26 protein-coding genes are annotated in these 26348 nt (G+C 70.5%); 13 read left to right on the top strand and 13 right to left on the bottom strand.

All coding sequences use genetic code 11. The features are described 5' to 3' along the window. The first annotated feature begins 21 nt into the window (after positions 1 to 21). Positions 22 to 291 (top strand): DUF397 domain-containing protein, encoded by a 270-nt coding sequence (locus ACZ5NH_RS41425; RefSeq protein WP_388636146.1) that lies wholly within the window; start codon positions 22 to 24, stop codon positions 289 to 291. A 110-nt stretch (positions 292 to 401) separates the two neighbouring features. On the opposite strand, the gene ACZ5NH_RS41420 is transcribed toward ACZ5NH_RS41425, so the two are convergent. Next, complete coding sequence (locus ACZ5NH_RS41420) at positions 402 to 896, bottom strand: ATP-binding protein (RefSeq protein ID WP_388636144.1); 495 nt, start codon at positions 894 to 896, stop codon at positions 402 to 404. Positions 897 to 1239: 343 nt separating this feature from the next. On the opposite strand from ACZ5NH_RS41420, the gene ACZ5NH_RS41415 reads away from it, so the two are divergent. The 4 genes from ACZ5NH_RS41415 to ACZ5NH_RS41400 all read left to right on the top strand — a co-directional run bounded on the left by ACZ5NH_RS41415 (position 1240) and on the right by ACZ5NH_RS41400 (position 4959). After that, on the top strand, positions 1240 to 2064 hold the full coding sequence (locus ACZ5NH_RS41415; protein ID WP_388636220.1) for a helix-turn-helix domain-containing protein: 825 nt from the start codon (positions 1240 to 1242) through the stop codon (positions 2062 to 2064). Positions 2065 to 2154: 90 nt separating this feature from the next. Further along, positions 2155 to 3615, top strand: a complete 1461-nt coding sequence (locus ACZ5NH_RS41410; protein ID WP_468783061.1) for an aldehyde dehydrogenase family protein — start codon at positions 2155 to 2157, stop codon at positions 3613 to 3615. Between the two features lie 115 nt (positions 3616 to 3730). Then, on the top strand, positions 3731 to 4279 hold the full coding sequence (locus ACZ5NH_RS41405) for a DinB family protein (protein WP_388636140.1): 549 nt from the start codon (positions 3731 to 3733) through the stop codon (positions 4277 to 4279). Between the two features lie 38 nt (positions 4280 to 4317). Next, positions 4318 to 4959 (top strand): PadR family transcriptional regulator, encoded by a 642-nt coding sequence (locus ACZ5NH_RS41400; protein ID WP_468783059.1) that lies wholly within the window; start codon positions 4318 to 4320, stop codon positions 4957 to 4959. A 157-nt stretch (positions 4960 to 5116) separates the two neighbouring features. Here ACZ5NH_RS41400 and ACZ5NH_RS41395 read toward each other — a convergent pair whose 3' ends face one another. From ACZ5NH_RS41395 to ACZ5NH_RS41385, 3 genes are read right to left on the bottom strand one after another with little or no spacing between them, the layout of a single operon-like run. Continuing rightward, positions 5117 to 5506, bottom strand: coding sequence for a GntR family transcriptional regulator (locus ACZ5NH_RS41395; RefSeq protein ID WP_468783057.1), 390 nt, complete (start codon positions 5504 to 5506; stop codon positions 5117 to 5119). Positions 5507 to 5543: 37 nt separating this feature from the next. After that, positions 5544 to 6950, bottom strand: a complete 1407-nt coding sequence (locus ACZ5NH_RS41390; protein WP_468783055.1) for a glutamate decarboxylase — start codon at positions 6948 to 6950, stop codon at positions 5544 to 5546. Between the two features lie 33 nt (positions 6951 to 6983). Then, complete coding sequence (locus ACZ5NH_RS41385; RefSeq protein WP_468783052.1) at positions 6984 to 8273, bottom strand: ion channel protein; 1290 nt, start codon at positions 8271 to 8273, stop codon at positions 6984 to 6986. Positions 8274 to 8395: 122 nt separating this feature from the next. Between ACZ5NH_RS41385 and ACZ5NH_RS41380 the strand changes: the two genes are divergently transcribed. Continuing rightward, positions 8396 to 9163 carry a MerR family transcriptional regulator gene (locus ACZ5NH_RS41380; RefSeq protein ID WP_388636130.1) on the top strand — a complete coding sequence of 256 codons (768 nt, stop codon included), beginning with the start codon at positions 8396 to 8398 and terminating at the stop codon, positions 9161 to 9163. 28 nt (positions 9164 to 9191) lie between these two features. Here ACZ5NH_RS41380 and ACZ5NH_RS41375 read toward each other — a convergent pair whose 3' ends face one another. Beyond that, positions 9192 to 9557 (bottom strand): YbjQ family protein, encoded by a 366-nt coding sequence (locus tag ACZ5NH_RS41375; protein WP_451009489.1) that lies wholly within the window; start codon positions 9555 to 9557, stop codon positions 9192 to 9194. A gap of 149 nt (positions 9558 to 9706) precedes the next feature. Between ACZ5NH_RS41375 and ACZ5NH_RS41370 the strand changes: the two genes are divergently transcribed. Then, complete coding sequence (locus ACZ5NH_RS41370) at positions 9707 to 10633, top strand: DedA family protein (protein ID WP_468783049.1); 927 nt, start codon at positions 9707 to 9709, stop codon at positions 10631 to 10633. A 21-nt stretch (positions 10634 to 10654) separates the two neighbouring features. On the opposite strand, the gene ACZ5NH_RS41365 is transcribed toward ACZ5NH_RS41370, so the two are convergent. Then, positions 10655 to 12310 carry a threonine/serine exporter family protein gene (locus ACZ5NH_RS41365; RefSeq protein ID WP_468783047.1) on the bottom strand — a complete coding sequence of 552 codons (1656 nt, stop codon included), beginning with the start codon at positions 12308 to 12310 and terminating at the stop codon, positions 10655 to 10657. Between the two features lie 133 nt (positions 12311 to 12443). After that, positions 12444 to 12935 (bottom strand): inorganic diphosphatase, encoded by a 492-nt coding sequence (locus tag ACZ5NH_RS41360; protein ID WP_029381130.1) that lies wholly within the window; start codon positions 12933 to 12935, stop codon positions 12444 to 12446. 79 nt (positions 12936 to 13014) lie between these two features. Between ACZ5NH_RS41360 and dacB the strand changes: the two genes are divergently transcribed. The 6 genes from dacB to folE all read left to right on the top strand — a co-directional run bounded on the left by dacB (position 13015) and on the right by folE (position 20775). Beyond that, positions 13015 to 14646, top strand: coding sequence for a D-alanyl-D-alanine carboxypeptidase/D-alanyl-D-alanine endopeptidase (dacB, locus tag ACZ5NH_RS41355; RefSeq protein ID WP_468783045.1), 1632 nt, complete (start codon positions 13015 to 13017; stop codon positions 14644 to 14646). A gap of 97 nt (positions 14647 to 14743) precedes the next feature. Beyond that, positions 14744 to 15877, top strand: a complete 1134-nt coding sequence (locus ACZ5NH_RS41350; protein ID WP_468783043.1) for a zinc-dependent metalloprotease — start codon at positions 14744 to 14746, stop codon at positions 15875 to 15877. Positions 15878 to 16069: 192 nt separating this feature from the next. Further along, positions 16070 to 17125 carry a tRNA lysidine(34) synthetase TilS gene (tilS, locus tag ACZ5NH_RS41345; RefSeq protein ID WP_468783041.1) on the top strand — a complete coding sequence of 352 codons (1056 nt, stop codon included), beginning with the start codon at positions 16070 to 16072 and terminating at the stop codon, positions 17123 to 17125. Positions 17126 to 17214: 89 nt separating this feature from the next. Further along, on the top strand, positions 17215 to 17775 hold the full coding sequence (hpt, locus tag ACZ5NH_RS41340) for a hypoxanthine phosphoribosyltransferase (RefSeq protein WP_388636116.1): 561 nt from the start codon (positions 17215 to 17217) through the stop codon (positions 17773 to 17775). Positions 17776 to 17992: 217 nt separating this feature from the next. Further along, positions 17993 to 20032, top strand: a complete 2040-nt coding sequence (gene ftsH, locus ACZ5NH_RS41335; RefSeq protein ID WP_388636115.1) for an ATP-dependent zinc metalloprotease FtsH — start codon at positions 17993 to 17995, stop codon at positions 20030 to 20032. A 134-nt stretch (positions 20033 to 20166) separates the two neighbouring features. Further along, entirely contained in the window at positions 20167 to 20775 is a 609-nt protein-coding gene (gene folE / locus ACZ5NH_RS41330; RefSeq protein ID WP_468783038.1) for a GTP cyclohydrolase I FolE, read from the top strand. A gap of 24 nt (positions 20776 to 20799) precedes the next feature. On the opposite strand, the gene ACZ5NH_RS41325 is transcribed toward folE, so the two are convergent. The 6 genes from ACZ5NH_RS41325 to ACZ5NH_RS41300 form a co-directional block, all read right to left on the bottom strand. Beyond that, a complete protein-coding gene (locus tag ACZ5NH_RS41325) occupies positions 20800 to 21288 on the bottom strand; it encodes a DUF3180 domain-containing protein (protein ID WP_388636111.1) in 489 nt (162 codons plus the stop codon). Between the two features lie 80 nt (positions 21289 to 21368). After that, complete coding sequence (folK, locus tag ACZ5NH_RS41320) at positions 21369 to 21980, bottom strand: 2-amino-4-hydroxy-6-hydroxymethyldihydropteridine diphosphokinase (protein ID WP_388636109.1); 612 nt, start codon at positions 21978 to 21980, stop codon at positions 21369 to 21371. Next, positions 21977 to 22336, bottom strand: a complete 360-nt coding sequence (gene folB / locus ACZ5NH_RS41315) for a dihydroneopterin aldolase (protein WP_388636107.1) — start codon at positions 22334 to 22336, stop codon at positions 21977 to 21979. The genes folK and folB overlap by 4 nt, the downstream gene beginning before the upstream one ends. A gap of 246 nt (positions 22337 to 22582) precedes the next feature. After that, entirely contained in the window at positions 22583 to 23113 is a 531-nt protein-coding gene (locus tag ACZ5NH_RS41310) for a nuclear transport factor 2 family protein (RefSeq protein WP_468783035.1), read from the bottom strand. After that, positions 23110 to 24114, bottom strand: a complete 1005-nt coding sequence (gene folP, locus ACZ5NH_RS41305; protein ID WP_468783033.1) for a dihydropteroate synthase — start codon at positions 24112 to 24114, stop codon at positions 23110 to 23112. The genes ACZ5NH_RS41310 and folP overlap by 4 nt, the downstream gene beginning before the upstream one ends. A 146-nt stretch (positions 24115 to 24260) precedes the next feature. After that, complete coding sequence (locus ACZ5NH_RS41300; protein ID WP_468783031.1) at positions 24261 to 26075, bottom strand: phosphatidylglycerol lysyltransferase domain-containing protein; 1815 nt, start codon at positions 26073 to 26075, stop codon at positions 24261 to 24263. Between the last annotated feature and the right edge of the window lie 273 nt (positions 26076 to 26348).

Below are 26348 nucleotides of genomic sequence, written 5' to 3'. Positions count from 1 at the left end.
TGCACCAGCGGGGAGCGACCTGTGGACCGCGACGTTGACGGCGTGTACGGGGGGTACGACGTGTACAACGGCATTGCTGCCGCGCAGCTGGTCGGAGTGGCCTGGCAGAAGAGCAGGCACAGCAACTCGCAGGGTTCCTGCGTGGAGTTCGCGCGGTTGCCGGGCGGCGACGTCGCCGTACGCAACTCGCGTTTCCCGGACGGTCCGGCGCTCGTGTACACACGCGCGGAGATCGAGGCCATGCTCCTCGGCATCAAGGACGGCGAGTTCGACCACCTGATAGTGAGCTGACGCCCGGCGGCGCGCGGCGGGTCTCCATCGGTGGTCATGGCAACGATGTCAGACCTGGAAAGCCGCGGCGACGCGCGTAGACACCGCGCGTCCGTCGATGTCGTACCGCGTCAGCCGGCCGACTGGAGCCGGAACAGCGCCCAGACCACCTTGCCGTGGAGCGTGCCCGCGAGCGGGTGCCAGCCCCAGCTGTCGGCGAAGGAGTCGACCAGGAACAGCCCGCGCCCGGACTCGGCGGAGAAGTCGTCCGAGTCGCGCGGCGCCGGCGTCTCGTGGCTCGGGTCGCGCACCGCGCACACCAGCCGCTCGGTCCAGCGCATCAGGTGCAGCCGCACGGCCGGGGCGTGTTCGGGGCATGCCACCTCGGACGGCAGGCCGTGGCGCAGGGCGTTGGTGACGAGTTCGGAGACGACGAGGCATATGTCGTCGAAGCGGTCGCCGATGTCCCACTGGTCGAGGGTGCCGCGGGTGAAGCGCCGGGCCTCGCGCACCGCTTCGTAACGGGCGGGCAGGGCGCAGGAGGCGGCATCGGACACGGCCGCGGGATCCAACGGCGGAAGGCCCTGCCGTAACGGCTTGAGCATGGTCGATCCATTCGTCCCCATGCGAGGCACTCCCGGGAATTCGCGGTCGTTGCGATGCAGCGGTGGCGCGGCACCATGGTTTCGGATGCGCAGAGCAGATGCAAGGGCAGATGCACGTGCACGTGACCGAAATGGCCCTTCCCGTACCGCTTCTTGGCCATTTTTTCCGCCATCTTCTCGGCGGTTCCCGCCAGAGGTCCTGACCTCTTCCCGGAACCCGCAGGCGGAAACGGGTTGCCTCTTTCCGTTTCCGTAACCGGACGAGTACTGCTCGGAGTGTTTTAGTGGCAGACTGCGGGCCCTGAGGACGGTTGGGGAGGCTGGCGAAGTGAGCGCGGGAGAGCCCGGATCGGTGGTGCGGCGGATGCTGCTCGGCTCGCAACTCAGGCGACTGCGGGAAGCGCGCGGCATCACGCGTGAGGCGGCGGGGTACTCCATCCGCGCCTCCGAGTCGAAGATCAGCCGGATGGAGCTGGGCCGGGTGAGCTTCAAGACCAGGGACGTGGAAGACCTGCTGACGCTGTACGGCATCACGGAGGAGACGGAGCGCGAATCGCTGCTCTCCCTCGCCCGGGAGGCCAACGTGGCCGGCTGGTGGCACAGTTACACCGACGTCCTGCCCAGCTGGTTCCCCACCTATGTGGGCCTGGAGGGCGCCGCGTCCCTCATCCGCGTCTACGAGGTGCAGTTCGTCCACGGCCTGCTGCAGACCGAGGACTACGCCCGCGCGGTCGTGCGGCGCGGTATGAAGGGCGCGAGCCCGGCCGACGTCGAACGCCGGGTGGCGCTGCGCCTGGAGCGGCAGAAGCACCTGTTCGCGTCCGGCGCCCCCGAGTTCCATTTCGTGCTCGACGAGGCCGCCCTGCGCCGCCCCTACGGTGACCGCGAGGTGATGCGCGGTCAGCTCCAGCACCTTATCGAGGTCTCCGAGCGGCCCAACGTACGGCTGCAGATCATGCCGTTCAGCTTCGGCGGGCACTCCGGCGAGAGCGGCGCCTTCACCATCCTCAGCTTCCCCGACGCCGATCTGTCCGACGTCGTCTACATGGAGCAGCTCACCAGCGCCCTCTACCTGGACAAGCGCGAGGACGTCGCCCAGTACGAGCAGGCGCTGAAGGAACTCCAGCAGGACAGCCCGGGCCCCGACGAGAGCCGGGACCTTCTCCGAGGTCTGCTCCAACTGTCCTGACTGCGCCTTCAACTCGCTTTGAACGCAAGTACGATGACGTGCGATCAGACCGTGACCAGGATCTGGCTCCGCTAGTGATTGAGGGATCACATGTCGTCCTACTTCAGCGACCTGGCCCAGCAGTACATCGACGGAGAATGGCGACCGGGCACCGGCTCCTGGGACGTCATCGACTTCAACCCCTACGACGACGAGAAGCTGGCCTCGATCACCGTGGCCACGGTGGACGAGGTCGACCAGGCCTATCGGGCCGCCGCCCGCGCCCAGAAGAAGTGGGCCGAGACCAATCCCTACGCCCGCCGCGCGGTCTTCGAGCGGGTGCTTCGGCTCATAGAGGACCGTGAGCAGGAGATAGCCGACCTGATCATCGCGGAACTGGGCGGCACGCGCGTGAAGGCCGGTTTCGAGCTGCACCTCGCCAAGGAGTTCCTGCGCGAGTCGATCCACCTGGCGCTGCGCCCCGAAGGCAGGATCCTGCCCTCCCCGGTCGACGGCAAGGAGAACCGCGTCTACCGGGTGCCGGTCGGTGTCGTGGGCGTGATCAGCCCGTTCAACTTCCCCTTCCTGCTGTCGATCAAGTCGGTCGCCCCGGCGCTCGCGCTCGGCAACGCGGTGGTCCTCAAGCCGCACCAGAACACCCCGATCGCCGGCGGCACCCTGATCGCGAAGCTCTTCGAGGAGGCCGGGCTGCCTGGCGGCCTGCTCAACGTCGTCGTCACCGACATTGCCGAGATCGGCGACGCGTTCATCGAGCACCCGGTGCCGAAGATCATCTCCTTCACCGGCTCCGACAAGGTCGGCCGGCACGTGGCCACCGTCTGCGCCGCCAACTTCAAGCGCTCGGTGCTCGAACTGGGCGGCAACAGCGCGCTGGTGGTCCTGGACGACGCCGACATCGACTACGCGGTGGACGCGGCGGTCTTCAGCCGGTTCGTGCACCAGGGCCAGGTCTGCATGGCCGCCAACCGGGTCCTCGTGGACGCGTCCGTCGCCGAGGAGTTCACCGAGAAGTTCGTCGCCAAGGTCAGGACCCTGAAGGTCGGTGACCCGCGCGACCCGCAGACCGTCATCGGCCCGGTGATCAACTCCCAGCAGGCGAACGCGGTCTCCGGCACCGTCGAGCAGGCGCTCGCCGAGGGCGCCACCGCACTGGTGCGGGGCGGCACGTCCGGCAACCTGGTCGAGCCCAGCGTGCTCACCGACGTCCCCGCCGACTCCGGGCTGCTCCAGCAGGAGGTGTTCGGCCCGGTCGTCTTCCTCATCCCGTTCGACGGCGAGGAGGAGGCGCTGCGCATCGTCAACGACACGCCGTACGGCCTCAGCGGTGCCGTCCACACGGGCGACATCGAGCGGGGTGTGGCCTTCGCCAAGCAGGTCGACACCGGCATGTTCCATGTGAACGACGGCACGGTCCACGACGAGCCGATCGTGCCGTTCGGCGGCGAGAAGCACTCCGGCATCGGCCGCCTGAACGGCGAGACGACGCTGGAGTCCTTCACGACCGTCAAGTGGATCTCGGTGCAGCACGGCCGCAGCGGATTCCCCTTCTAGCCCGCTTCTTCCGGCTCACGGGCCATTGCGGACACGAGCTGACCGCAATGGCCCGTAGCGTCGTCGGTGTCAGGGGGCGAACGGCCCCGACGACGGTGAAGAGAGGCGGTCGGCCATGGTCCAGCACGTACCGGCGGAGGCGCAGGGCGACGAGCGCGGGGCGCTGCTCGCGTTCATCGAGGAGCAGCGCGGCGGGATCCGCCGGGCCCTGCTCGGACTGACCGAGGAGCAGGCGCGCTCTTGTCCCAGCGCCAGCGAGCTGTCGCTCGGCGGCCTGCTCAAGCATGTCGCCGAGGTCGAGCAGATCTGGATCGCACGGGCCAGGCATGAGCCCCCGGCCGTCAAGCGCGACGAGTCGAACTGGCACGAGAGCTTCCAGCTGGTCGGCGAGGAGACGGTCGCCTCGCAGCTGGCGTACTGGGAGCAGGTCGCCGCCGAGACGGAGAGGTTCATCCGGTCCGCGCCGAGCCTGGACGACACCTTCCCGCTGCCGCCGGACCCCTGGTTCCCGCCGGAGGGCCGGGTCAGCCTGCGCTGGGTGTGTCTGCACCTGATCCGCGAGACGGCGCGGCACGCGGGCCATGCCGACATCATCCGCGAGTCCCTGGACGGCAGGACGGCCTTCGAGCTGGTGGCGCAGCAGCAGGGCGGCTCCTGGGGCTGATCGGGGGCGGGCGGCCGTACGGCCATAGCCTGGACCTCATGTCAGCTATCCGTCTCCTCGTGCTGGGCGCGGTCCGCCGGCACGGACGGGCCCATGGCTACCAGGTGCGCGGCGATCTGGAGTACTGGGGCGCGCACGAGTGGTCCAACGCCAAGCCGGGCTCGATCTACCACGCCCTGAAGCAGATGGCCAAGCAGGGGCTGCTGCACGCGCACGAGATCGCACCGTCGACGGCCGGCGGCCCGCCGCGCGTCGAGTACGAGATCACCGACCGGGGCGCCGAGGAGTACCTGCGGCTCCTGCGGGACGCCCTGGTCGCGCGCGACCGCAGCATCGACAAGCTCTCCGCGGCGATCGGCTTCATGGTCGACCTGGAGCGGGCGGAGGTGGTGTCGCTGCTGCGGGAGCGCCTGCGCGCGCTGGCCGAGTGGCGCGACTCCGTCACCGGGCACTATGTGCCCGAGGCCGGCCCCGAACAGCTCGGACACATCGGCGAGATCATGAAGATGTGGATGCACGCGGCCGACGGCGAGGCCGAGAGGACCCGGGGCCTGATAGGGCGCATCGAGGCGGGCGCGTACACGTTCGCGGGCGAGGGCGAACCGTTCGAGGGCATCCTCACCGAGGGACAGGAGAACCCGTACGCGACGGGGGAGCGGCACCCGGAGGACGACCACTGACCCACTGCCGCCCTCCACGACGGCTGAGCAACTGCTGCTCTCGCGATGGCTGGTCGGCCGCCGTACCGCGATGGCGGGTCGGCTGCCGCCCCCAAGGCCGCTGACCGGCTGCCATCCCCCCACGCCCGCAAGCAACTCCCCCTCATCGGCGCCGAGCTCAGCCGCCGTTCGGCCTGTCGCGTCCCCGTACTCCGAAGAGCAGTTGGAGCGCCACCTCCCGGTAGTGCCGTACGTGCCGCAGGGACAGTTCGCCCGCCGCGTCCACGGCACCGCCCGCGATGGCCTCGTACAGCTCCCGGTGCTCGTCCCACAGCGGACCCGGGTCGTCGATCTGCTGGAACAGCCGGCGCAGTCGGCCCTCCAGAGATGCCAGGGTCGAGCTGAGCAGCTCGTTGTCCGCCAGTTCCACGATGTGGTGGTGGAAGGCGGCGTTGGCGCGTGAGACGCGGTCGGGTCGTCCGGAGAGGGTGGCGCGCCGCGCGGTCTCCAGCTTCTTCTCCAGCTCGCGCAGTCGGGAGCCGTCCGCGCGTTCCGCGGCGCGCCGCACGTCTGACGTCCGGTGGCGCCCGGGCAGGAGGCGGCGGTCAGTGGTGGAACCCCGTCGCCGCCTCCTTGTCCCGGGTCAGCGGATGCGGCTGCCGGCGCAGTTCGGGCAGCAGACGGGTCAGGTCGGCCAGGAACAGATCGGCCAGGTCGTGGGAGAAGCCGTTGCGGCACACGACCCGCAGCACCGAGAGGTCCTCCCGGTTCGCCGGGAAGGTGTACGCGGGCACCAGCCAGCCGCTCTCGCGCAGCCGCCGGGAGACGTCGAAGACGTCGTACGACGTCACCTCCGGGACCGTGGTGAAGGCGAAGACCGGCAACTGGTCGCCCCGGGTCAGCAGCCGGAAGTCGCCCAGCTCCGCGATCCGCCCGGCGAGCGAGGTCGCCACGTCCCGCGTCGACTGCTGCACCGCGCGGTATCCCTCGCGGCCCAGCCGCAGGAAGTTGTAGTACTGCGCGACCACCTGGGCGCCGGGCCGGGAGAAGTTGAGCGCGAAGGTCGGCATGTCGCCGCCCAGGTAGTTGACCCGGAAGACCAGCTCCTCGGGCAGCGCCTCGCTGTCCCGCCACAGCGCCCAGCCGACGCCCGGATACACCAGTCCGTACTTGTGCCCCGAGGTGTTGATCGAGGCCACGCGCGGCAGCCGGAAGTCCCACACCAGGTCCGGGTCCAGGAAGGGCGCCACCATGCCGCCGGACGCGCCGTCCACGTGCACCGGGACGTCCTGCCCGGTGCGCTCCTGGAGGGCGTCCAGGGCGGCGCACAGCTCCGCGATCGGCTCGTAGGAGCCGTCGAAGGTCGAGCCGAGGATGCCGACGACCCCGATGGTGTTCTCGTCGCACAGTTCGGCGGCGGCCTGCGGGTCCAGATGGAAGCGGTCGCCCTCCATGGGCACCAGCCGGGCCTCCACCTCCCAGAAGTTGCAGAACTTCTCCCAGCAGACCTGGACGTTGATGCCCATGACCAGGTTGGGGCGGGCGCCCGGGTAACGGTCGGCGTTGCGCCCCGCCCACCGCCGCTTGAGGGCCATCCCGGCGAGCATGCAGGCCTCGCTCGACCCGGTCGTCGAACACCCCACCGCCGCCGACGGGTCCGGCGCGTTCCACAGGTCGGCGAGCATCGCCACACAGCGCCGCTCCAGCTCGGCGGTGCGCGGGTACTCGTCCTTGTCGATCATGTTCTTGTCCCGGCACTCCGCCATCAGCACCCCGGCCTGCGGCTCCATCCAGGTGGTGACGAACGTGGCCAGGTTCAGCCGGGAGTTGCCGTCCAGCATCAGCTCGTCGTGCACCAGCTGGTACGCCGTGGACGGGGCCAGCGGCGCGTCCGGGAGGCGGTGCGTGGGCGGGGCCTCGGTCATGCCGCCGACCGGATTGGCCTCCCCGTAGAACGGGTTGACGGAAATCTTCCGCTCTTCGTGTTTCGCGGGACCTTTGTGCAGGGCCATGAACGTGCCTCCAGGGATTCCAGAAAAGGGTTCTCAGCGGATCGGGGTGCCGTCCTCGCCCAACTGCATCTGCGGGCGCCCCGTCACCAGCAGCCAGGTCGGCAGCGACGCGATGCACAGCACGGCGATGATGGTGGGCGAGGCGACCAGCACGGCAGCGGTGAACAGGCTCACCCAGCCCTGCCGGGTGATCGCCAGGAGCATGCCCAGGACACCGGTGGCCACGCCCAGCGCCGGATGCACGGCCGGGACCAGCGCGTGGGCGCACAGCCCCAGGGCCGCGCCGACGAAGACGGACGGGAAGATGCGGCCGCCGCGGAAACCGCAGGCCGCGGCGACGAGCAGCGCGGTCAGCTTCACCACCGCCATCCCGGCGAACTGCCCAGCCGTCCAGCCGTCCGGGTGCCGGGCCAGCTCCCCGACCTCCGACAGCCCCTTGAAGAGCGTCAGATGGCCGCCCAGGGCTCCCAGAGCGCCCAGTACGACCCCGCCGGCCGGAAGCATCAGCATCGGGTGCCGCAGCCGCCGGAAGGCCGCGTGGACGAACGGGAAGGCGTAGACGGCGCCCATGCCGAGCAGCGCGGCCGCCGGGGCGATCACGAGCGCCGCCAGAATGTCCTTCGGGTCCGGGTGGCCCATGGGCGGCAGCCCCAGATCGAAGGTCGGATGCGCCACCAGGTTGGTCGTGACGGCCCCGCACGCGCCGGCGGTCAGCGGCGCGAACAGGTTGTCCCACAGTCGCCCCCGCATCGGACGCCCGGCCAGCGCCTCGGAGATCACCAGCGCCGCCGCCACCGGCGTGCCGAACAGCGCGCCGATCGTCGCCGACTCCGCCAGCACCGGCCACAGGGTGCCCGGCGCCCGGGGCGCCAGGCGCGCGCCGAGCAGGACCGCGATGCCCACGTTCACGGCGATGATCGGGTTCTCCGGGCCGAGGCTCGGGCCGCCGGCCAGCATCAGCCCGCTCGCCAGCACCAGTCCCGGCAGCACGACCGGCGGCATCACCGGGGCGTTCAGGCCGAGGGTGGCCGGGTCGGGACCGGCATGCCCGGGCACCTTCCACACCACGAGGCCGACCGCGAGGCCCGTGGCGGTCAGCATCACGAACATCCACAGGACCGAGTAGCGGCCCACCCCGAGCGCGTCCGGCAGCGGCCCCCACAGCACGTGCTGGAGCTGCTCCGCCGCCGTGCTCACCCCGACGAACACCAGGCTCGCCACCACGCCGACGGCCACGGCGGGCAGGATGAACGGCAGCAGGGCCCGCGCCGGCGCCGTAGGGGCGGTCGGGGGCGCCTGCAGCGCGTCGGTTTCCTGGGCCACGGGCTCACCATAAGCGGACAAAAAGCACACAACATCCTGAATGTCCCGAACGGAAACCGGCTTGCACCTCACGCGACGTGAGGCCTCAGCGTGGAGGGCGTACCGACGACAAGGAGCGGAAAGTGAGCTACTCCGTGGGACAGGTCGCGGGGTTCGCCGGGGTCACGGTGCGCACCCTGCACCACTACGACGAGATCGGCCTGCTCGTGCCCGGCGCGCGCACCCATGCCGGGCACCGGCGCTACACCGACGCCGACCTCGACCGGCTCCAGCAGATCCTGTTCTACCGGGAGCTCGGCTTCCCGCTCGACGAGGTCGCGGCCCTGCTCGACGACCCGGACGCGGACCCGCGCGCACACCTGCGCCGCCAGCACGAACTGCTGACCGCCCGGATCGAGAAGCTGCAGAAGATGGCCGCGGCCGTGGAGCACGCCATGGAGGCACGCAAGATGGGCATCAACCTCACGCCTGAGGAGCGGTTCGAGGTGTTCGGGGACAAGGACCCCTTCAACGAGGAGTACACCGAGGAGGCGGAGCAGCGCTGGGGCGACACCGAGGCCTGGGCCGAGTCCCAGCGCCGCGCCGCGCGCTACACCAAGGAGGACTGGAAGCGGATCAAGGCCGAGGTCGACGACTGGCAGGAGCGGTACGCCGCCCTGGTGGCCGCGGGCGAGCCGCCGTCCGGTGAGGCGGCCATGGACATGGCGGAGGAACACCGGCAGCACATGACCAGGTGGTTCTTCGAGGTCCCGTACGAGATGCACCGGTGCTTCGGGCAGATGTACGTCTCCGACGAGCGCTTCAAGGCCTACTACGACTCCATGGGGCCCGGTGTCGCCGAGCACCTGCGCGACGCGATCCTCGCCAACGCCGACCGTCAGACCTGCTGAGCGCTCCCGGCCCGGGAGTGCGCGGGGTTCACTCCCGGGCCAGGACCACCGCCGTGCCGTAGGCGCACACCTCGGTGCCCACGTCCGCGGCCTCGGTCACGTCGAACCGGAACGCCAGCACCGCGTTGGCGCCACGCGCGCGTGCCTGCTCCACCAGGCGCTCCATGGCCTGGTTGCGGGTCTGCACGAGCGTCTTGGTGAGCCCCTTCAGCTCGCCGCCGATCATCGACTTCAGGCCGGCGCCGATCTGGCTGCCGAGGTGGCGGGAGCGCACGGTGAGTCCGAAGACCTCGCCGATCACTTCCTGCACCCGGTATCCGGGCACGTCGTTGGTGGTCACGACCAGCACGTCCGGCTGGGGCCCCTGGCCGCCGCCGTAGTCATCGAGTCCCATGAGTCACACCTTTCTCCCAGTCATCCCACAGTGCATCCTGGAGACACCGGTGGAACCTGGGGCGGTCACATCACGTTGATAGCTTTGTGCGGCCTTCGCTCGAAGACCAACCCCCGTAGCCGCCTTCACCCCTTCAGGAGCCCGGACCCGTGATGACACTCGCCCTCGGCCCGAGCTGGCTGGATCCCAACTATCTGCTCGACACCTACGGCATCTGGGGTCTGCTGCTCGTCGTCTTCGCCGAGTCCGGCCTGCTCATCGGCTTCTTCCTGCCGGGTGACTCGCTGCTGTTCACCTGCGGCCTGCTGATCACCTCGCATCAGATGCACTTCCCGCTGTGGGGCGCGATCGGCCTGATCTGCCTCGCCGCGATACTCGGCGACCAGGCGGGCTACATGTTCGGCAAGAAGGTCGGGCCGTCCCTGTTCAACCGCCCCGACTCCCGCCTGTTCAAGCAGGAGAACGTCACCAAGGCGCACGAGTTCTTCGAGAAGTACGGCCCGAAGTCCCTGGTCCTGGCCCGCTTCGTGCCGATCGTGCGGACGTTCACGCCGATCATCGCCGGCGTCAGCGGCATGAGGTACCGCTCGTTCCTGATCTTCAACGTCATCGGCGGCACCCTGTGGGGCGCGGGCGTCACCCTGCTCGGCTCCTGGCTCGGCAACATCGACTTCGTCAAGAACAACGTCGAGGCGATCCTCATCCTGATCGTCCTCGTCTCCGTGGTCCCGATCGCGATCGAGTTCCTGCGGGCCCGCGGCAAGGGGAAGAAGGCAGCCGCGCAGCCGGCACCGGAGGCGTCCCGCCCGGCCCCGGTGGTCATGGACGACGCCACGACCAGGCTCCGTCGCGTCGAGGCGGACCAGCCCTACGGCCGGCCGTACGAGGAGCCGTACCAGCAGCCTCAGCAGCCCCAGCAGCAGGACTGGAACCAGCAGCAGGAGCAGTACTGGAACCAGGGCTACGACCAGCAGTACCCGCAGCAGCATTACCCGCAGCAGCAGTACGACCAGTACCAGTACGACCAGTACCAGTACGACCAGAACGAGTACCCGTACGGCTACCGCAACCACTGAGGGGCGCGGGTAACCGCCCGCCTAGAAACCCCTGGTCCGCTTGGCAGCCCGCCGCTTCCCGGCGGACCCCACCCTCAGGAACAACCGGAAGGTCTCCGACCCCAGATTGACCCCGATGGCGATGGCCATGGCCAGCGACGCCGCGTTGGCCAGCGACACCAGCCCCTTGTTCACCTCGTTCTGGGCCATGTTCAGCAGCCCGAAATACGTGGCGGAGCCAGGCAGCAGCGGTCCGATCGCCGCCGTCGTGTACGGCAGCGCCGAAGCGAATCGATAACGCGACAGCAGCTGCCCGAACAGACCGACCAGCCCCGCGGCCACGGCCGTCGACGCCACCGGCGAGATGTCGGCGACATAGTGCATCGCGCCGTACACCGTCCACGCCACGCCGCCGTTGAGCGTCACCCACAGCACGGTCGACCGCTCCTGCTGGAGCAGCACCGCGAAGGTCAGCGAGAGCAGCATGGAGGCCGCGATCTGGATCAGCGGCCGTTCGTTGATGACGAGCGCCGCGTCCGGGTTGAGCTTGCCGCCGACCTTCACCCCGAAGTACAGGACGACCAGCACGCCGGCGACGATGCCGACGAAGAAGTACAGGACCTCCAGCAGACGGGCCGACGCGGTGATGTAGAAGCCGGTCAGACCGTCCTGGACGCCCGCCACCAGCGCCCGCCCGGGCAGCAGCGCGAACAGTCCACCGGTGACGACGGCGGACGCCTTCACGTCGACGTGCGCCAGCGCGAACGCCACCCCGATGGCCGCGGGCGGCATCGCGGCGACCGTGAACTGGTAGAACTCCGGCAGCCCGCGCCCCGCGCACAGCCAGGCCAGCCGGTCGCCGAGCATCGCGCCCAACGCGGCGGCGACGAACACGATCAGGTCACCGCCGACCAGCACGGAGGCCGCACCCGCCAGCAGCCCGCTGGCCAGGGTCAGCGCCCAGCCCGGGTAGGGGTGCCGGTTGCGGCGGATCTCCGCCAGCCGCCGGTAGGCCTCCTCCAGGGAGACATGGGTCTCCGGGTCGGTCAGATCGTCCACCAGCCGGAACACGGCCGCGAGCCGGGTGTAGTCGGTGCCCCGCCGCCGTACCGTCCGCGAGGCGGTCACCGGGTCCTCCACCAGTGACGGCTGGTGCGAGATCGACAGCAGCGTGAAGGTGACGTTCGGCTCGCAGCGGTCCAGGCCGTAGGAGCGGCACACCGCGAACATCGCGGTCTCCACGTCCTCCGCGCCCTCGCCGCCGGCCAGCAGCAGCTCACCGATACGCAGGGTCAGGTCCAGCACGCGCGGGACGGCCGGGCCCTCCTCCTCCACCCGCTGCACCAGCTCGGGCGCCGGCCGCTCGGCCACCGGCATCCGCAGCATCGTGCGCATCCGGTCCTGCCAGGGCGCGTCCTTGATCAGGCTGACCAGCGGCACCCCGGTGGCCGGGGTGAACGCCGCCAGGGAGTCCTTGGCGTTGTAGGCGCTCGGCGGGCTGAACGCCGACGCCTCCGGCTCGGCACTTGGCGGATGCGGCGTCTCCAGGCCCTTCGGCAGAGCGAACTCGGAGGTGGTCTCCGGCTCACCGCCGCCCTCGGGGACCTCGATACCCGCGGGAATGGCGAACTCGGACGTGATCTCCGGGTCGTACCGCGCCTCGTCCGACCGGGGCTTGCGGTCCTCCGCCTCCGTCACCTCGCACCGCTCCCTGAACGACACCTTCCGTATGGCTCAGTATGCGCACAGGACCCGGACGGGTCGTACGCGCGCGTGGATGGGAACGGGCCGCACGCGTGCGCGTACGGCCCGTCCACGAGAAGGGTGGGGCTCAGTGGCCGCCCTGCTCCTTGAAGCGCTTGTAGGAACGCTCGATCTCCGCCTCGGCGTCCGTACGGCCCACCCAGTTGGCGCCCTCGACGGACTTGCCGGGCTCCAGGTCCTTGTACACCTCGAAGAAGTGCTGGATCTCCAGGCGGTCGAACTCGGACACGTGGTGGATGTCGCGCAGGTGCTCCACACGCGGGTCCGTGGCCGGAACGCACAGCAGCTTGTCGTCGCCGCCCGCCTCGTCCGTCATGCGGAACATGCCGATCGCGCGGCAGCGGATCAGGCAGCCCGGGAAGGTCGGCTCGTCCAGGATGACCAGCGCGTCCAGCGGGTCGCCGTCCTCGCCGAGGGTGTTCTCGACGAAGCCGTAGTCGGTCGGGTAGGCGGTCGAGGTGAAGAGGCGACGGTCCAGGCGGATCCGACCGGTCTCGTGGTCCACCTCGTACTTGTTGCGCGAACCCTTCGGGATCTCGATCGTGACGTCGAACTCCACCGGTGGCTCCTCCATGATCAGCACATAGTTCTGGTGGTTAAGTGTCCCTCACGCAGGTGTGTGATCGCGAAAGGGGCTGGTGGTCGTGCCAGAGCTGAGGCCTTGGCGGGCCGCGAGACCGCAGGTGGAGCGGATCGCGAACGCCGTACGACCGCGTCTGGCGCGGGCCGGGGCGGCCGCGAGGCCGCAGGTCGCACGGTTGACGCGGGCCCTGCGGTCCCGGCCCCTGGCCCTGCCGCGGCCCGTGAAGACCTGGCAGTACACCGCGGGCGCCGCCACCGCCGGCCTGGTGCTGGCCGCCGGTGTGGTGACTGCGGCCGGCCCCTGGGACGCCAACGGTCAGCGTACGGCCGAGCGTGACCGGGCCGCCGCCCTGGAGCGGACAGGTGGCGCAGATCACGGCCGGTCCGGTACGGCTGTCGGGGCGCCCCGGCCCGCACCGAGCGCCGAACCCGTCCTGATGGGCCTGGACGGCTCGACGAGCGCCGTCGACACCAAGAAGGCCCCGCCGGGCGGAAAGGTCCTCTCGGACGTCCTCAAGCCCCTCCTGGACGCCTCCGCGCTGGGCGGCACCCACGCGGCCGCCGTCGTCGACGTCACCACCGGCAGGCGCCTGTACGCCGCCGACGCCGACCAGGCCCTCACCCCCGCCTCCACCACCAAGATCGCCACCGCTGTCGCCGCCCTGTCCGCGCTGGGCCCCGACCACCGCCTCACCACCCGTGCGGCCCTCGAACCCGGCACCGGCGAACTGATCCTGGTCGGCGGCGGCGACCCCACCCTCACCGCCCGCACGCAGGCTGGGGGCACCTCCGGCTCGAGCGAAGCCGGGAGTGGGGGAGGCTGGGCGAGCCTGCGCACACTGGCGGCGGACACCGCGAAGGCCCTGGCCAAGCGCGGCATCCACAAGGTCACGCTCTCCTACGACACGACCCTGTACTCCGGCCCCGCCGTGCACCCCATCGGCGTCAACGACAACCTCGCGCCGGTCAGCGCCCTGAGCGCCGACGAGGGCCGCACCAACGGCTCGACCAGCGGCCCGGCGCCCCGCGTGAGCGACCCGGCGAAGGACGCGGCGAGCAAGTTCGCGGCCTTCCTGAAGAGCGCGGGCATCACCACCACACCACCCGGCCCCTCCAAGGCGAGCACGCGCGCGCAGACCCTCGCCACGGTCTCCTCGCCTCCACTGGCCGACGTGGTCGAGCGCATGCTGACCAACAGCGACAACGACATCGCCGAGGCCCTGGCCCGCCAGACCGCCCTCACCAGCGGCCAGCCCGGCAGCTTCGACGGCGGCGCCAGGGCGATCTCCGCACGGCTGACCAAGCTGGGCCTGCCGATGTCCGGCGCCTCCTTCCACGACGGCAGCGGCCTCGACCGCGACGACCGGCTCACCGCCGACCTCCTCACCGCCCTCCTGGTCACCGCCGGCGACCCCGGCCGCCCCGGCCTGCGCCCCGTCCTCACCGGGCTGCCCGTGGCCGGCTTCACCGGCACCCTGGCCGACCGCTACACCGACAGCGCGGCAGGCGTCGTACGCGCCAAGACCGGCACCCTGACCGGCGTGAACACCCTCGCCGGCACGGTCGTCGACGCCGACGGCCGCCTCCTGGCCTTCGCCTTCATGGCCTCCGGCACGACAGACCCCGTGCAGGCCGAGTCGGCCCTGGACAAGACGGCCACGGCACTGGCCGGGTGCGGCTGCGGATAGCCGCGGCCGGCCGCACCAGGTGCCCGTCCGACGCCCTCAGCCCCCACCGACCCTCATGGCCTGCCCCAAGCGGGAGCGGTCCCGTACGGTTGACGACATGACTGGCTTCGGTGGCACCACATCTCCCGGGATGGTCGACTGGAACCTCGCGGTGGCAACCGCGACACGGCTCGTACGGCCGGGCCCCGACGTCAGCCGCGACGAGGCACGCGCCGTCGTCGCGGAGCTGCGCCGGCACGCCAAGGCCTCGGAGGAACACGTCCGGGGCTTCACTCGTATGGGCACCGACGAGATCCACGACACCCCGGTCCTGGTGGTCGACCGGCCCGGCTGGGTCCGCGCCAACGTGGCCGGTTTCCGCGAGATCCTCCGGCCGCTGCTGGAGAAGATGCAGGAACGGCGCGCCGGCAGCCCCGGCAGCGCGGTCCTCGGCACCGTCGGCGGCAAGGTCACCGGCGTGGAGCTCGGCATGCTGCTGTCGTTCCTGTCCTCCCGCGTCCTCGGCCAGTACGAGACCTTCGCCCCGGCCACCCGCGACCTCCCGGCCGGTGAGAACGGCAGCGGTCGCCTCCTGCTCGTCGCGCCCAACATCGTCCACGTCGAGCGCGAACTCGACGTGCAGCCGCACGACTTCCGCCTGTGGGTGTGCCTGCACGAGGAGACCCACCGCACCCAGTTCACGGCCGTGCCCTGGCTGCGCGACCACCTGGAGGGCGAAATCCAGTCGTTCTTGGCGGAGACCGACGTCGACCCGATGACCTTCCTGGAGCGCGTCAGGGAAGCCGCCCAGTCCCTCGCCGGCGGCCGTCCCGAGGGCGAGGAGGAGGACGGCGGCCGCTCCTTCGTGGACCTGGTGCAGACCCCGGCCCAGCGCGAGATCCTCGCCCGCCTCACCGCCGTCATGTCCCTGCTGGAGGGCCACGCCGACTACGTCATGGATGGCGTCGGCCCCAGTGTCGTAGCGACCGTGGCGGAGATCCGCGAGAAGTTCCAGCAGCGCCGCGCCAAGGGCGCCTCCCGCCTCGACCTCGCCCTGCGCAAACTGCTCGGTCTGGATGCCAAACTCAGGCAGTACCGGGACGGCGAACGGTTCGTGCGGGCCGTCGTCGAGCAGGTCGGCATCGACGGCTTCAACCGCGTGTGGACCTCGCCCAACACCCTGCCCACCAAGGCGGAGATCGCCAAACCGGCGGACTGGGTCGCGCGGGTGCACCGCAAGGCCGAGTCGTGAGCGGCATGGACACGTCGTGAATCGAATCCGGCCGACGGCAGGCGAACGCCTCTCCAATCACCCGTCCGAGGGACCGTGAGCCATGCGTAGGCGTGCAATGCTCGGGGAACCGCCCGCTTCTGTCACCATCTACACACTCTGAGTGACCGGACTCGGGCTCACCCCCCGAAAACTTCATGAAGGGAACCGGACATGGGTCCCCATCCTGCGGTCGCGGCGATACGCCTGGCGGTCCGCCGCGCCCTCCACGACATCCTCAACAACCACCACGCCTCCGGCGGGCCCGGCCGGCAGGCCTTCGGCACGCACCAGGACCGGACGGCCGAGCGGCTCCCCTCCCCGCTCGTGCTGGTCGCCTGCTCCGGCGGCGCCGACTCCATGGCCCTCGCCTCGGCCCTCGCCTTCGAAGCGCCCAAGCTCGGCGTCCGCGCCGGGGGCGTCACCGTCGACCACGGCCTCCAGCCCGGCTCCGACCTCCGGGCCGACGAGGTCGCCCTGCGCCTGCGCGAACTCGGCCTCGACCCGGTCGAGTCCGTCGCCGTGACCGTCGGCCGCGACGGCGGACCCGAAGCCGCCGCCCGCGACGCCCGCTACGCCGCCCTCGACGCCGCCGCCGAACGCCACGGCGCCACCGCGGTCCTGCTCGGCCACACCCGCGACGACCAGGCCGAAACCGTCCTGCTCGGCCTCGCCCGCGGCTCCGGCATCCGCTCCCTGTCCGGCATGGCCGCGGTCTCGGGGACCGGCGGCCGTTACCGGCGCCCCTTCCTGGGACTCGACCGGCAGACCGCCCGCAAGGCCTGCATGGTCCAGTCCCTCCCCGTCTGGGATGATCCGCACAACACCGACCCCGCCTACACCCGCTCCCGGCTGCGGCACGAAGGCCTGCCGGCCCTGGAGAAGGCCCTCGGCAAAGGCGTCGTGGAGGCACTCGCCCGCACCGCCCAGCTCTCCCGCGACGACGCCGACGCCCTCGACGCCTGGGCGAGCCAGGCCGAGTCCTCCGTCCGTGACGCCGCAGGCCTGCTGGAGTGCGCCAAGCTCTACGCGCTCCCGCCCGCCGTACGCCGCCGCATCCTGCGCCGCGCCGCCATCGAGGCGGGTGCCCCGGCCGGTTCGCTGTTCGCCCGTCACATCGAGGAAGTCGACCGTCTGATCACCGGCTGGCGCGGCCAGGGAGCCATCAATCTCCCGGGCAAAGTCGTCGCCCAGCGGCAGGGTGGCAGACTGGTGATTCGGCAAGGCTGAATCCCGACCCGGCGGAGCGACCCTCCGGCGGCCGGTACGGGCAGCCGGTGGCCGTGCATGCGGCCGTAAGTGCGGGACGACCGAAAGTGATGCGGGTGGACGCGAAAGACATGGGTGCCGACCTCCAGCAGGTGCTCATCACCAAGGAAGAGATCGACGCGAAGCTGGCCGAGCTGGCCGCGAAGATCGACGCGGAGTACGCGGGCAAGAACCTGCTCATCGTCGGCGTCCTCAAGGGCGCCGTGATGGTCATGGCGGACCTCGCCCGGGCGCTGTCCACCCCCGTCACCATGGACTGGATGGCCGTGTCCTCCTACGGCGCGGGCACCCAGTCCTCCGGTGTCGTGCGGATCCTCAAGGACCTGGACACCGACATCAAGGGCAAGCACGTCCTGATCGTCGAGGACATCATCGACTCCGGCCTGACCCTGTCCTGGCTGATCAACAACCTCGGCTCCCGCGAGCCCGCCTCGCTGAAGGTGTGCACGCTGCTGCGCAAGCCGGACGCCGCCAAGGTCGCCATCGACGTCGAGTGGGTCGGTTTCGACATCCCGAACGAGTTCGTCGTCGGCTACGGCCTCGACTACGCCGAGAAGTACCGGAACCTGCCGTTCGTCGGTACGCTCGCGCCTCACGTCTACGGTGGCTGAGCCGTACCGGGTGATGTGAGCCACTCGGCTCAAGCCTTGTAGGACGATCGGGAACCCCGGCGGGTTCCAGGGCGTTGAAGCATGCAGAGACGGGGCTCCCCGGCCGTCCGAAGCGAACTTCGTGCGGCTTCGGACCACCACGCTGGGGTACCGTCAGAAGAACTGTCTTATCAAACTCACTATGGCAGGAGGGACGGGGCGGCACCGCTCCGTATGGATGGACGTGAAGCGATACTTCCGTGGGCCGGTCATGTGGATCGTGCTGGCCGTCCTTGCCGTGGTCGTGTTGATGCAGGTCGTCGGCTCGTCCGGCGGCTACAAGACGGTGGACACCGGCCAGGTCGTCGCGGCGATCAATGACAACAGGGTCCAGTCGGCCAAGCTGACCACCGGCGACGAGCAGACCATCAAGGTCACCCTCAAGGACGGTCAGAAGATCGACGGCAGCTCGAAGATCCAGGCGAGCTACATCGATCGTCAGGGCGAGACCGTCGCCGGCATCCTGCAGACCAAGTACCAGGACAAGCAGATCCCGGACGGCTACACCGTGTCGCCGTCCAAGCAGAACCCGTTCGTCGGCGTCCTGCTCTCCCTGCTGCCCTTCGTCCTGATCGTCGTCGTCTTCCTGTTCCTGATGAACCAGATGCAGGGCGGCGGCTCCCGGGTGATGAACTTCGGCAAGTCCAAGGCCAAGCTCATCACCAAGGACACCCCGAAGACGACCTTCTCCGACGTCGCCGGCTGCGACGAGGCCGTCGAGGAGCTCCACGAGATCAAGGAGTTCCTCCAGGAGCCGGCCAAGTTCCAGGCCGTCGGCGCCAAGATCCCCAAGGGCGTGCTGCTCTACGGCCGCCCGGGTACCGGCAAGACGCTCCTCGCCCGCGCCGTGGCCGGCGAGGCGGGCGTCCCCTTCTACTCGATCTCCGGCTCCGACTTCGTCGAGATGTTCGTCGGTGTCGGTGCCTCCCGGGTCCGTGACCTGTTCGAGCAGGCCAAGGCGAACGCCCCGGCGATCGTCTTCGTCGACGAGATCGACGCGGTCGGCCGCCACCGCGGCGCCGGCCTCGGCGGTGGTCACGACGAGCGCGAGCAGACCCTGAACCAGCTGCTCGTCGAGATGGACGGCTTCGACGTCAAGGGCGGCGTGATCCTCATCGCCGCCACGAACCGCCCCGACATCCTCGACCCGGCACTGCTCCGCCCCGGCCGCTTCGACCGCCAGATCGCGGTCGACCCGCCGGACCTGCAGGGCCGCCTGGAGATCCTCAAGGTCCACCAGAAGGGCAAGCCGGTCGCGCCCGACGTCGACCTGGCCGCCGTCGCCCGCCGCACCCCTGGTATGACCGGCGCCGACCTGGCGAACGTCCTCAACGAGGCCGCGCTGCTGACGGCCCGAGGCGACCAGAAGCTGATCGACAACCGAGCGCTCGACGAGGCGATCGACCGCGTGGTCGCGGGCCCGCAGAAGCGGACCCGGATCATGTCGGACAAGGAGAAGAAGATCACCGCGTACCACGAGGGCGGTCACGCCCTGGTCGCGGCGGCCTCGCCGAACTCCGACCCGGTCCACAAGATCACGATCCTGTCCCGCGGCCGCGCCCTCGGCTACACGATGGTCCTGCCCGACGAGGACAAGTACTCGACCACGCGCAACGAGATGCTCGACCAGCTCGCCTACATGCTGGGCGGCCGCGCCGCCGAGGAACTGGTCTTCCACGACCCGACCACCGGCGCCGCGAACGACATCGAGAAGGCCACCAACCTGGCCCGCGCGATGGTCACCCAGTACGGCATGACCGAGCGGCTCGGCGCCATCAAGTTCGGCGGCGACAACAGCGAGCCCTTCCTCGGCCGTGAGATGGCTCACCAGCGCGACTACTCGGAAGAGGTCGCCGCGCTGGTCGACGAAGAGGTCAAGAAGCTCATCGAGACCGCGCACAACGAGGCCTGGGAGATCCTGGTCGAGAACCGCGACGTGCTCGACCAGCTCGTCCTCCATCTGCTGGAGAAGGAGACCCTGGGCAAGGAGGAGATCGCAGAGATCTTCGCCCCGATCGTCAAGCGCCCGCCGCGGCCCGCCTGGACAGGCTCCTCCCGCCGCACCCCGTCCACCCGCCCGCCGGTGCTCTCCCCGAAGGAGCTGGCACTGACGAACGGTGCGAACGGCGCGACGGCCGCGATCAGCACGGTCAAGTCCACCGCCGCGGAGCCCGCCCCGGCGACGGACAAGACCCCGGAGGACCGCCCGGAGAACTGATCGCGTTTCGGCCAAACGGCCTGGAATGAACGCCGCGCCCATCAGGTTTTAGCCTGGAGGGCGCGGCGTTCGTATGTCCGCACACAGACGCGTGGCCGCCGCCACGCGCGCGAGGTACAGGAGCGAGGAACCAGATGACCAACCCGGTGACGCTGGACGGCGACGGGGCCCCCATCGGCGAATTCGACGAGAAGCGCGCCGAAAATGCCGTACGGGAATTGCTGATCGCGGTCGGCGAGGACCCGGACCGGGAGGGCCTGAGGGAGACGCCGGCGCGAGTGGCGCGGGCCTACAAGGAGATCTTCGCGGGCCTGTGGCAGCGGCCCGAGGACGTGCTGACGACGACGTTCGACCTCGGGCACGACGAAATGGTGCTGGTGAAGGACATCGAGGTGTACTCGACCTGTGAGCACCATCTGGTCCCGTTCCGGGGCGTCGCCCACGTCGGCTACATCCCGTCCGTCACCGGGAAGATCACCGGCCTGTCCAAGCTGGCCCGTCTGGTGGACGTCTACGCCCGCCGACCGCAGGTGCAGGAACGACTCACCACGCAGATCGCGGACTCCCTGATGGAGATGCTGGAGCCGCGGGGCGTCATCGTGGTCGTCGAGTGCGAGCACATGTGCATGTCCATGCGCGGCATCCGCAAGCCGGGCGCGAAGACCATAACGTCCGCCGTGCGCGGGCAGCTGCGGGATGCGGCGACGCGGAACGAGGCCATGAGCCTGATCATGGCGCGCTGAACCGCTGCTTGCCGAAACCGGCCGTCACGCGGCCGGCTCCGCTCCCGGGGGGTTCTGGTCCTCGTCCTCGGGGAGTTTGCACACCCGCTCCAGGAACAGGGCCGCCGCTATGACACCGATGCCGGCCAGGACCGAGAAGCCGGCGTAGACGGCCTGGTCGCGGCGCGCGGGGATGTCCAGCAGCTCCAGCAGGAAGACGCCCGTGCCGCCGTACATGCCGGCCACGAGGGCGGCGACCAGGGCGCTGGCCTGGCCGAAGACCACCGCGCGGGCGGCCATCAGGGGGTCGACGCCCTTCGCGCCGGGGCGGCGCTCGCGCTGGGCCTTGAGGCGGGCGCGCAGCGACAGCGCCGTCGAGAGCAGGACCACCGCGATCAGGGCGAGCACGATGGGGGCGGCCAGGGGGACGCTGGGCAGGGTCCCGATCGAGTTCCAGAGGCGGGCGCCCGCCCAGGACAGGATCCCGGCCACGACGAACACGCCCGCCAGCACCCTGATGCGCAGCTCTCTCACGGTGTCCCTTCAGCTCCCCCGGACCGGTCCGGACTGCGGTCGGCTCGACCTTGTCGTTCGAGTCGTCTTGACCTTAACGACTATTCAGGCAGTCGGAGTTCCAGGTCCGCGCGGGGCTCGACGCCCGCACGGGTGACGGCCGACAGCAGTTCGGCCACCGGGCCGCGGCCGGGCAGCTGGGCCTGCGGGTCCACGTCGTGCCAGGGGGCGAGCACGAAGGCGCGCTCGTGGGCGCGTGGGTGCGGCAGGGTGAGCCGGGGGTCGTCGGAGATGACGTCGGCGTAGGCGACGATGTCGACGTCCAGGGTGCGTGGCCCCCAGTGCTCGTCGCGGACGCGTTTGTACGCCTCCTCGATGGCGTGGGCCCGCTCCAGCAGGGAGGCCGGGGGGAGGGTGGTCTTGAGGACCACGACCGCGTTGAAGTACGACGGCTGGCTGCCGGGTGCCACGCCCCAGGGCTCGGTCTCGTACACCGGGGAGACGGCCTTCACGCGGACACCGGGGGTGTCCTCCAGCGCGTCGACGGCGCCCTGGAGGGTCTCCAGGCGGTTGCCGAGGTTGGAGCCGATGGAGATGACGGCCCATTTCGGGTTCTGGAGGGTCGTGTCGGCGGCGTCCACCTTCTCGACGACCGAGGCGGGCACCGGCTGGACGGTCGGGTCGCTGTGACCCTGCAGGAAGGATCGGGTCATACTCGGCTCCGGGTGATGGTGACGGTCACGTCGTCGAAGGGGACGGTGATCGGCGCGTCCGGCTTGTGGACGCAGACCTCGACCTCGTGTACCCCTTCGTGCTTCAGGCAGGTCTGGGCGATCCGCTCGGCGAGGGTCTCGATGAGGTTCACCGGTTCACCCTCGATGACGGCCACGACCTCCTCGGCCACGATGCCGTAGTGGACGGTCTTCGCCAGGTCGTCGTCGGTCGCCGCCGGCCGGGTGTCCAGCCCCAGGACGAGGTCCACGATGAAGGTCTGGCCCTCCTCGCGCTCCTTGGGGAACACACCGTGGTGCCCGCGGGCCTTGAGGCCGCGCAGCGCGACACGATCCACGCGAATCACTCCTGCAATCGTCGGGAAGGACCGGTCCGTACCACGTGCGGGCGGCACGCCGTCCTCAGACGAATCTACCTGCGGGCACTGACAAAGCCGGGCCGCGGGGCGCTGGCCCGGGCCGGGATCACGAGGGTTCATCCCGGGTTTCCCCGGGGAAACCCGGCCGTGTCACGGGCTGGTAGCGGCTCCTACCCCGGGGGAGGTGATTCCAACCACTTCTCGCCCCATGGAGCGTCCACCCGCTCAGGCGAGGGGTCCGTCGTCCGGGTTCACGCCGTCGGCGCCGGGCTCCTCGTCCTCGGCGGTCTCGGCCAGCACGGGGGAGGCGTGGTGCGACCAGAGTTTCCAGCCGGCGGGTGTGCGCCGGAACACGTTCGTGGCGACGACGAGCTGGCCGACGAGCGGTCCCAGCTCCGCGCCGTCCTCGGGGGCGGGGCCGCCGCTGAGGATGTTCTCGGTGCAGGTGACGAGCGCGGTGTCGCCGGTGACGGAGACATGCACGTCGGTGAGGAAGAACTGGATGTAGTCGGTGTTGGCCATGATCAGGGCGTACGACCTGAGGACCTCGCCGCGGCCGGTGAGCACCGGCCAGCCGGGGTGTACGCAGGAGACCACGCCGGTGTCCACCGGGTCGTGGTACTCCTCGTCCACGTCCAGGTCGGCAGGGGTGAGCCAGAGGGACGACAGCTCATCGAAGTCACCGCGTTCCATCGCCTCGTAGAAGGCGGTGTTGGCGGCCTCCACCTGTTCGGCATCGGTATGAGGGGCGCTCACCGGGCTCCTTCCGCCCCTTGCTCATCACTGGTGCCGGGCGTGCGCCCACTGCCGCACACCCCGGGCTCGCGCTCGGCGCTCGGAGTGTTTCCCGCTTCACGCGCCCCGCGCTCGCTGAGCGCGTCCGGCGCTGAGCCCGCCGTACGCGCTCCCTCCACGGCGCGTGCGACCCGGACCGCGTCTGCGGTGGCGCGTACCTCGTGTACGCGCACCGCCCACGCGCCGGAGTGCGCCGCGAGTGCGGAGACGGCGGCGGTGGCGGCGTCGCGCTCCCGGGCCGGCGGGGGCGCGCCCTCCGGGCCGGCGAGGACCCGGCCGAGGAACCGCTTGCGGGAGGCGGCCACGAGCAGCGGGTGGCCGAGGGCGCGCAGGCGGTCGAGGTGGGCGAGGAGGGTGAGGTCGTGTTCGGCCTCCTTGGAGAAGCCGAGGCCGGGGTCGACGACGATGCGGTCGGGGGCGATGCCGCCGGCCAGCACGGCCTCCACGCGTGCGTGCAGTTCGTCCGCGACTTCGGTGACGACGTCCTCGTAGGCGCCCTTGACGTTGCCGCCGTGCAGGAAGCCGCGCCAGTGCATGACGACGAACGGGGCGCCCGTGTCGGCGACCACCGGGATCATCGCGGGATCGGCGAGCCCGCCGCTGACGTCGTTGACGAGGGCGGCGCCGGCCGCGAGGGACTTTGCGGCGACGGAGGCGCGCATGGTGTCGACGGAGACGACGACGCCTTCGGAGGCGAGGCCCCGGACGACCGGGATGACGCGCCTGAGTTCCTCGGCCTCGTCCACCCGGGTGGCGCCGGGGCGGGTGGACTCGCCGCCGACGTCGACCAGGTCCGCGCCCTCGGCGACGAGGTCCAGGCCGTGCTTGACGGCGGCGGTCGTGTCGAACCAGCGGCCGCCGTCGGAGAAGGAATCGGGGGTCACGTTGACGACACCCATGACCGCGCACCGGTCCCATACCGGAAGGCCGGCGACCCGGCCGCGCCCGCTGACGTTGTTCATACGTTCAGCGTAGGCCCAGGAGGGCGCCTGGAATGCGAGGCGGCCCGGGCGGGAGCCCCCCGGTGCTGGAGGGGGTGGGGCGCCCGCCCGGGCCCGTCCTCGGCCGGACCGCTCTGTCCTGCGGTCCTGATGTCGTCCCGCGGCGCTCAGGCCGCGCGGACGTCCCGTTCCGCCACGGCGTGCGCGCAGGGGCGCTCGGCGGCCGCCCTGCGCCGGCGCAGGAAGCGCGGGAGCGGCAGGGCGATGTTGACGAAGCCCTCCGCCTGCATGGCGGCGAAGCCGATGCGGGGCAGGTCGGCGTTGTTCCGGTAGACCACGAAGCGGGGTTCCCACCGGGGCTGGAACTTGGCGTTGAACTTGTACAGCGACTCGATCTGGAACCAGCGCGAGAGGAAGACCAGCAGCCCGCGCCAGGCGCGCAGCACCGGGCCGGCGCCGATCTTCTCGCCGCGTGCGAGGGCGGAGCGGAACATCGCGAAGTTCAGCGAGACCCGGGCGATGCCGAACTTCGGCGCGGCCTGGAGGGCGGCGACGATCAGCAGCTCGTTCATGCCGGGGTCGGCGCTGCGGTCACGGCGCATCAGGTCCAGCGAGGCGCCGTCCTCGCCCCAGGGCACGAAGTGCAGGACCGCCTTCAGGTCGCCGTACTCGCCGGGTTCGTCGTCCTGCTTGTGGGCGGTGGCGATCAGGCAGTCGCCGTCGGCGGGGTCGCCGACGCGGCCGAGCGCCATGGAGAAGCCGCGTTCGGTGTCGGTGCCGCGCCAGTCCTCCGCCGCCCGGCGGATGCGTTCCAGTTCGGCGTCGCCGAGGTCACGGATGCGCCGCACCCGGGTTTCGTAGCCGGCTCGCTCGATGCGCTTGACCATTTGCCGTACGTTGCGCATCGCGCGTCCGGCGAGCGAGAAATCCGCGACGTCCACCACCGCCTCGTCGCCCAGTTCCAGGGCGCCCAGGCCGGTCTCCCGGGTCCACACCTCGCCGCCGGTCTCCGAGCAGCCCATGACGGCGGGCGTCCAGGAGTGCGCCTTGGCCTCGTCCATGAAGCGCTCGATGGCGCCGGGCCAGGCCTCGACGTCACCGATGGGGTCGCCGCTGGCGAGCATCACCCCGGAGACGACGCGGTAGGTGACCGCCGCCTTGCCGCTGGGCGAGAAGACGACCGCCTTGTCGCGGCGCAGCGCGAAGTGGCCGAGCGAGTCGCGCCCGCCGTGCTTCTCCAGCAGGGCGCGCAGCCGTGCCTCGTCCTCCTCGGTGAGACGGGCGGCCGGGTGCTCGGGGCGGAGGGCCAGGTAGATCGTGGTGGCGGCGGTGATCCAGCCGAGGGCGCCGAGGGAGAAGGCGACGGTCCAGGACGTGTTGCCCTGGTAGTCGACCGGGCCCTCGAAGCCGAACAGGCCGTAGACGACGTGTGTCAGCCGGTCGGCCAGGCTCGGGTCGCCGATGGTCCGGTGCGGGTGGACGCTGACGATGATGAGTCCGAGGACGAGAGAACTGGCGCTCATGAGGATGAAGTTCGCGAGCGCCCGCCACCTGCTGCGCGGATCGGGCAGCGCCGCGAACTCGTCGCGGTGGACCAGCAGGGGCACGAGCAGTGCCACCGCGATGAGCATGCCGACGACCGAGTGCCGGTACGCGAACTCCGCCGCCGCGCCGGCCGGCAGCAGCGCGACCGCGGCCCGCCACGCCCGGCGCTTGCGCCGTTTGAGTCCGTGCGCGAGCAACAGCAGCAGCACACCGGCGCTCAGCGAGAGCGCGGCCGCGAAGGGCCCGAACGAGCCCGGCAGCACCTCGGCGATGGCGTGCATACGGCTGTGACGAAAGCGCGGGAACACACCCGCGGCAATGTCCAGGACGCCCACGAGGGCGGCCGCCCTGCCGACGAGCACGGGGACGGCCTCGGGACGCGGGCCGCGCAGTATGCGCCGCGCCCGGCTTGATCGGCTCGGAACCTCGCCCGACATTTCCCCATCTATCCTGACAGACATCGCATCCCGTAGTTCTGCGAGAGACCTTGAACCCGGGCCCGATCGGGCATCCGGCGACATTGCGCCCTCTAGGACGGTGTCTTGGGGAGAGAGGTTCACTCCCCACCGGAAAGTCGGGTCAAAGGCCAAGGAAAGCCCCGGGCAAGCCCTCGCAACGAAGCGCGGGCGGCGCCGGGCGGAGAGCGCAGGCAGGTAACAGCCCATGGATCTCACGAGCAACAAAGTGCTGATGCTGGCGATCGTTCTCGC

The sequence above is a fragment of the Streptomyces sp. NPDC031426 genome, from assembly GCF_055581585.1.
The sequence above is the reverse complement of the archived record's forward strand: the minus strand, read 5'-3'. Positions and strand labels throughout refer to the sequence as shown.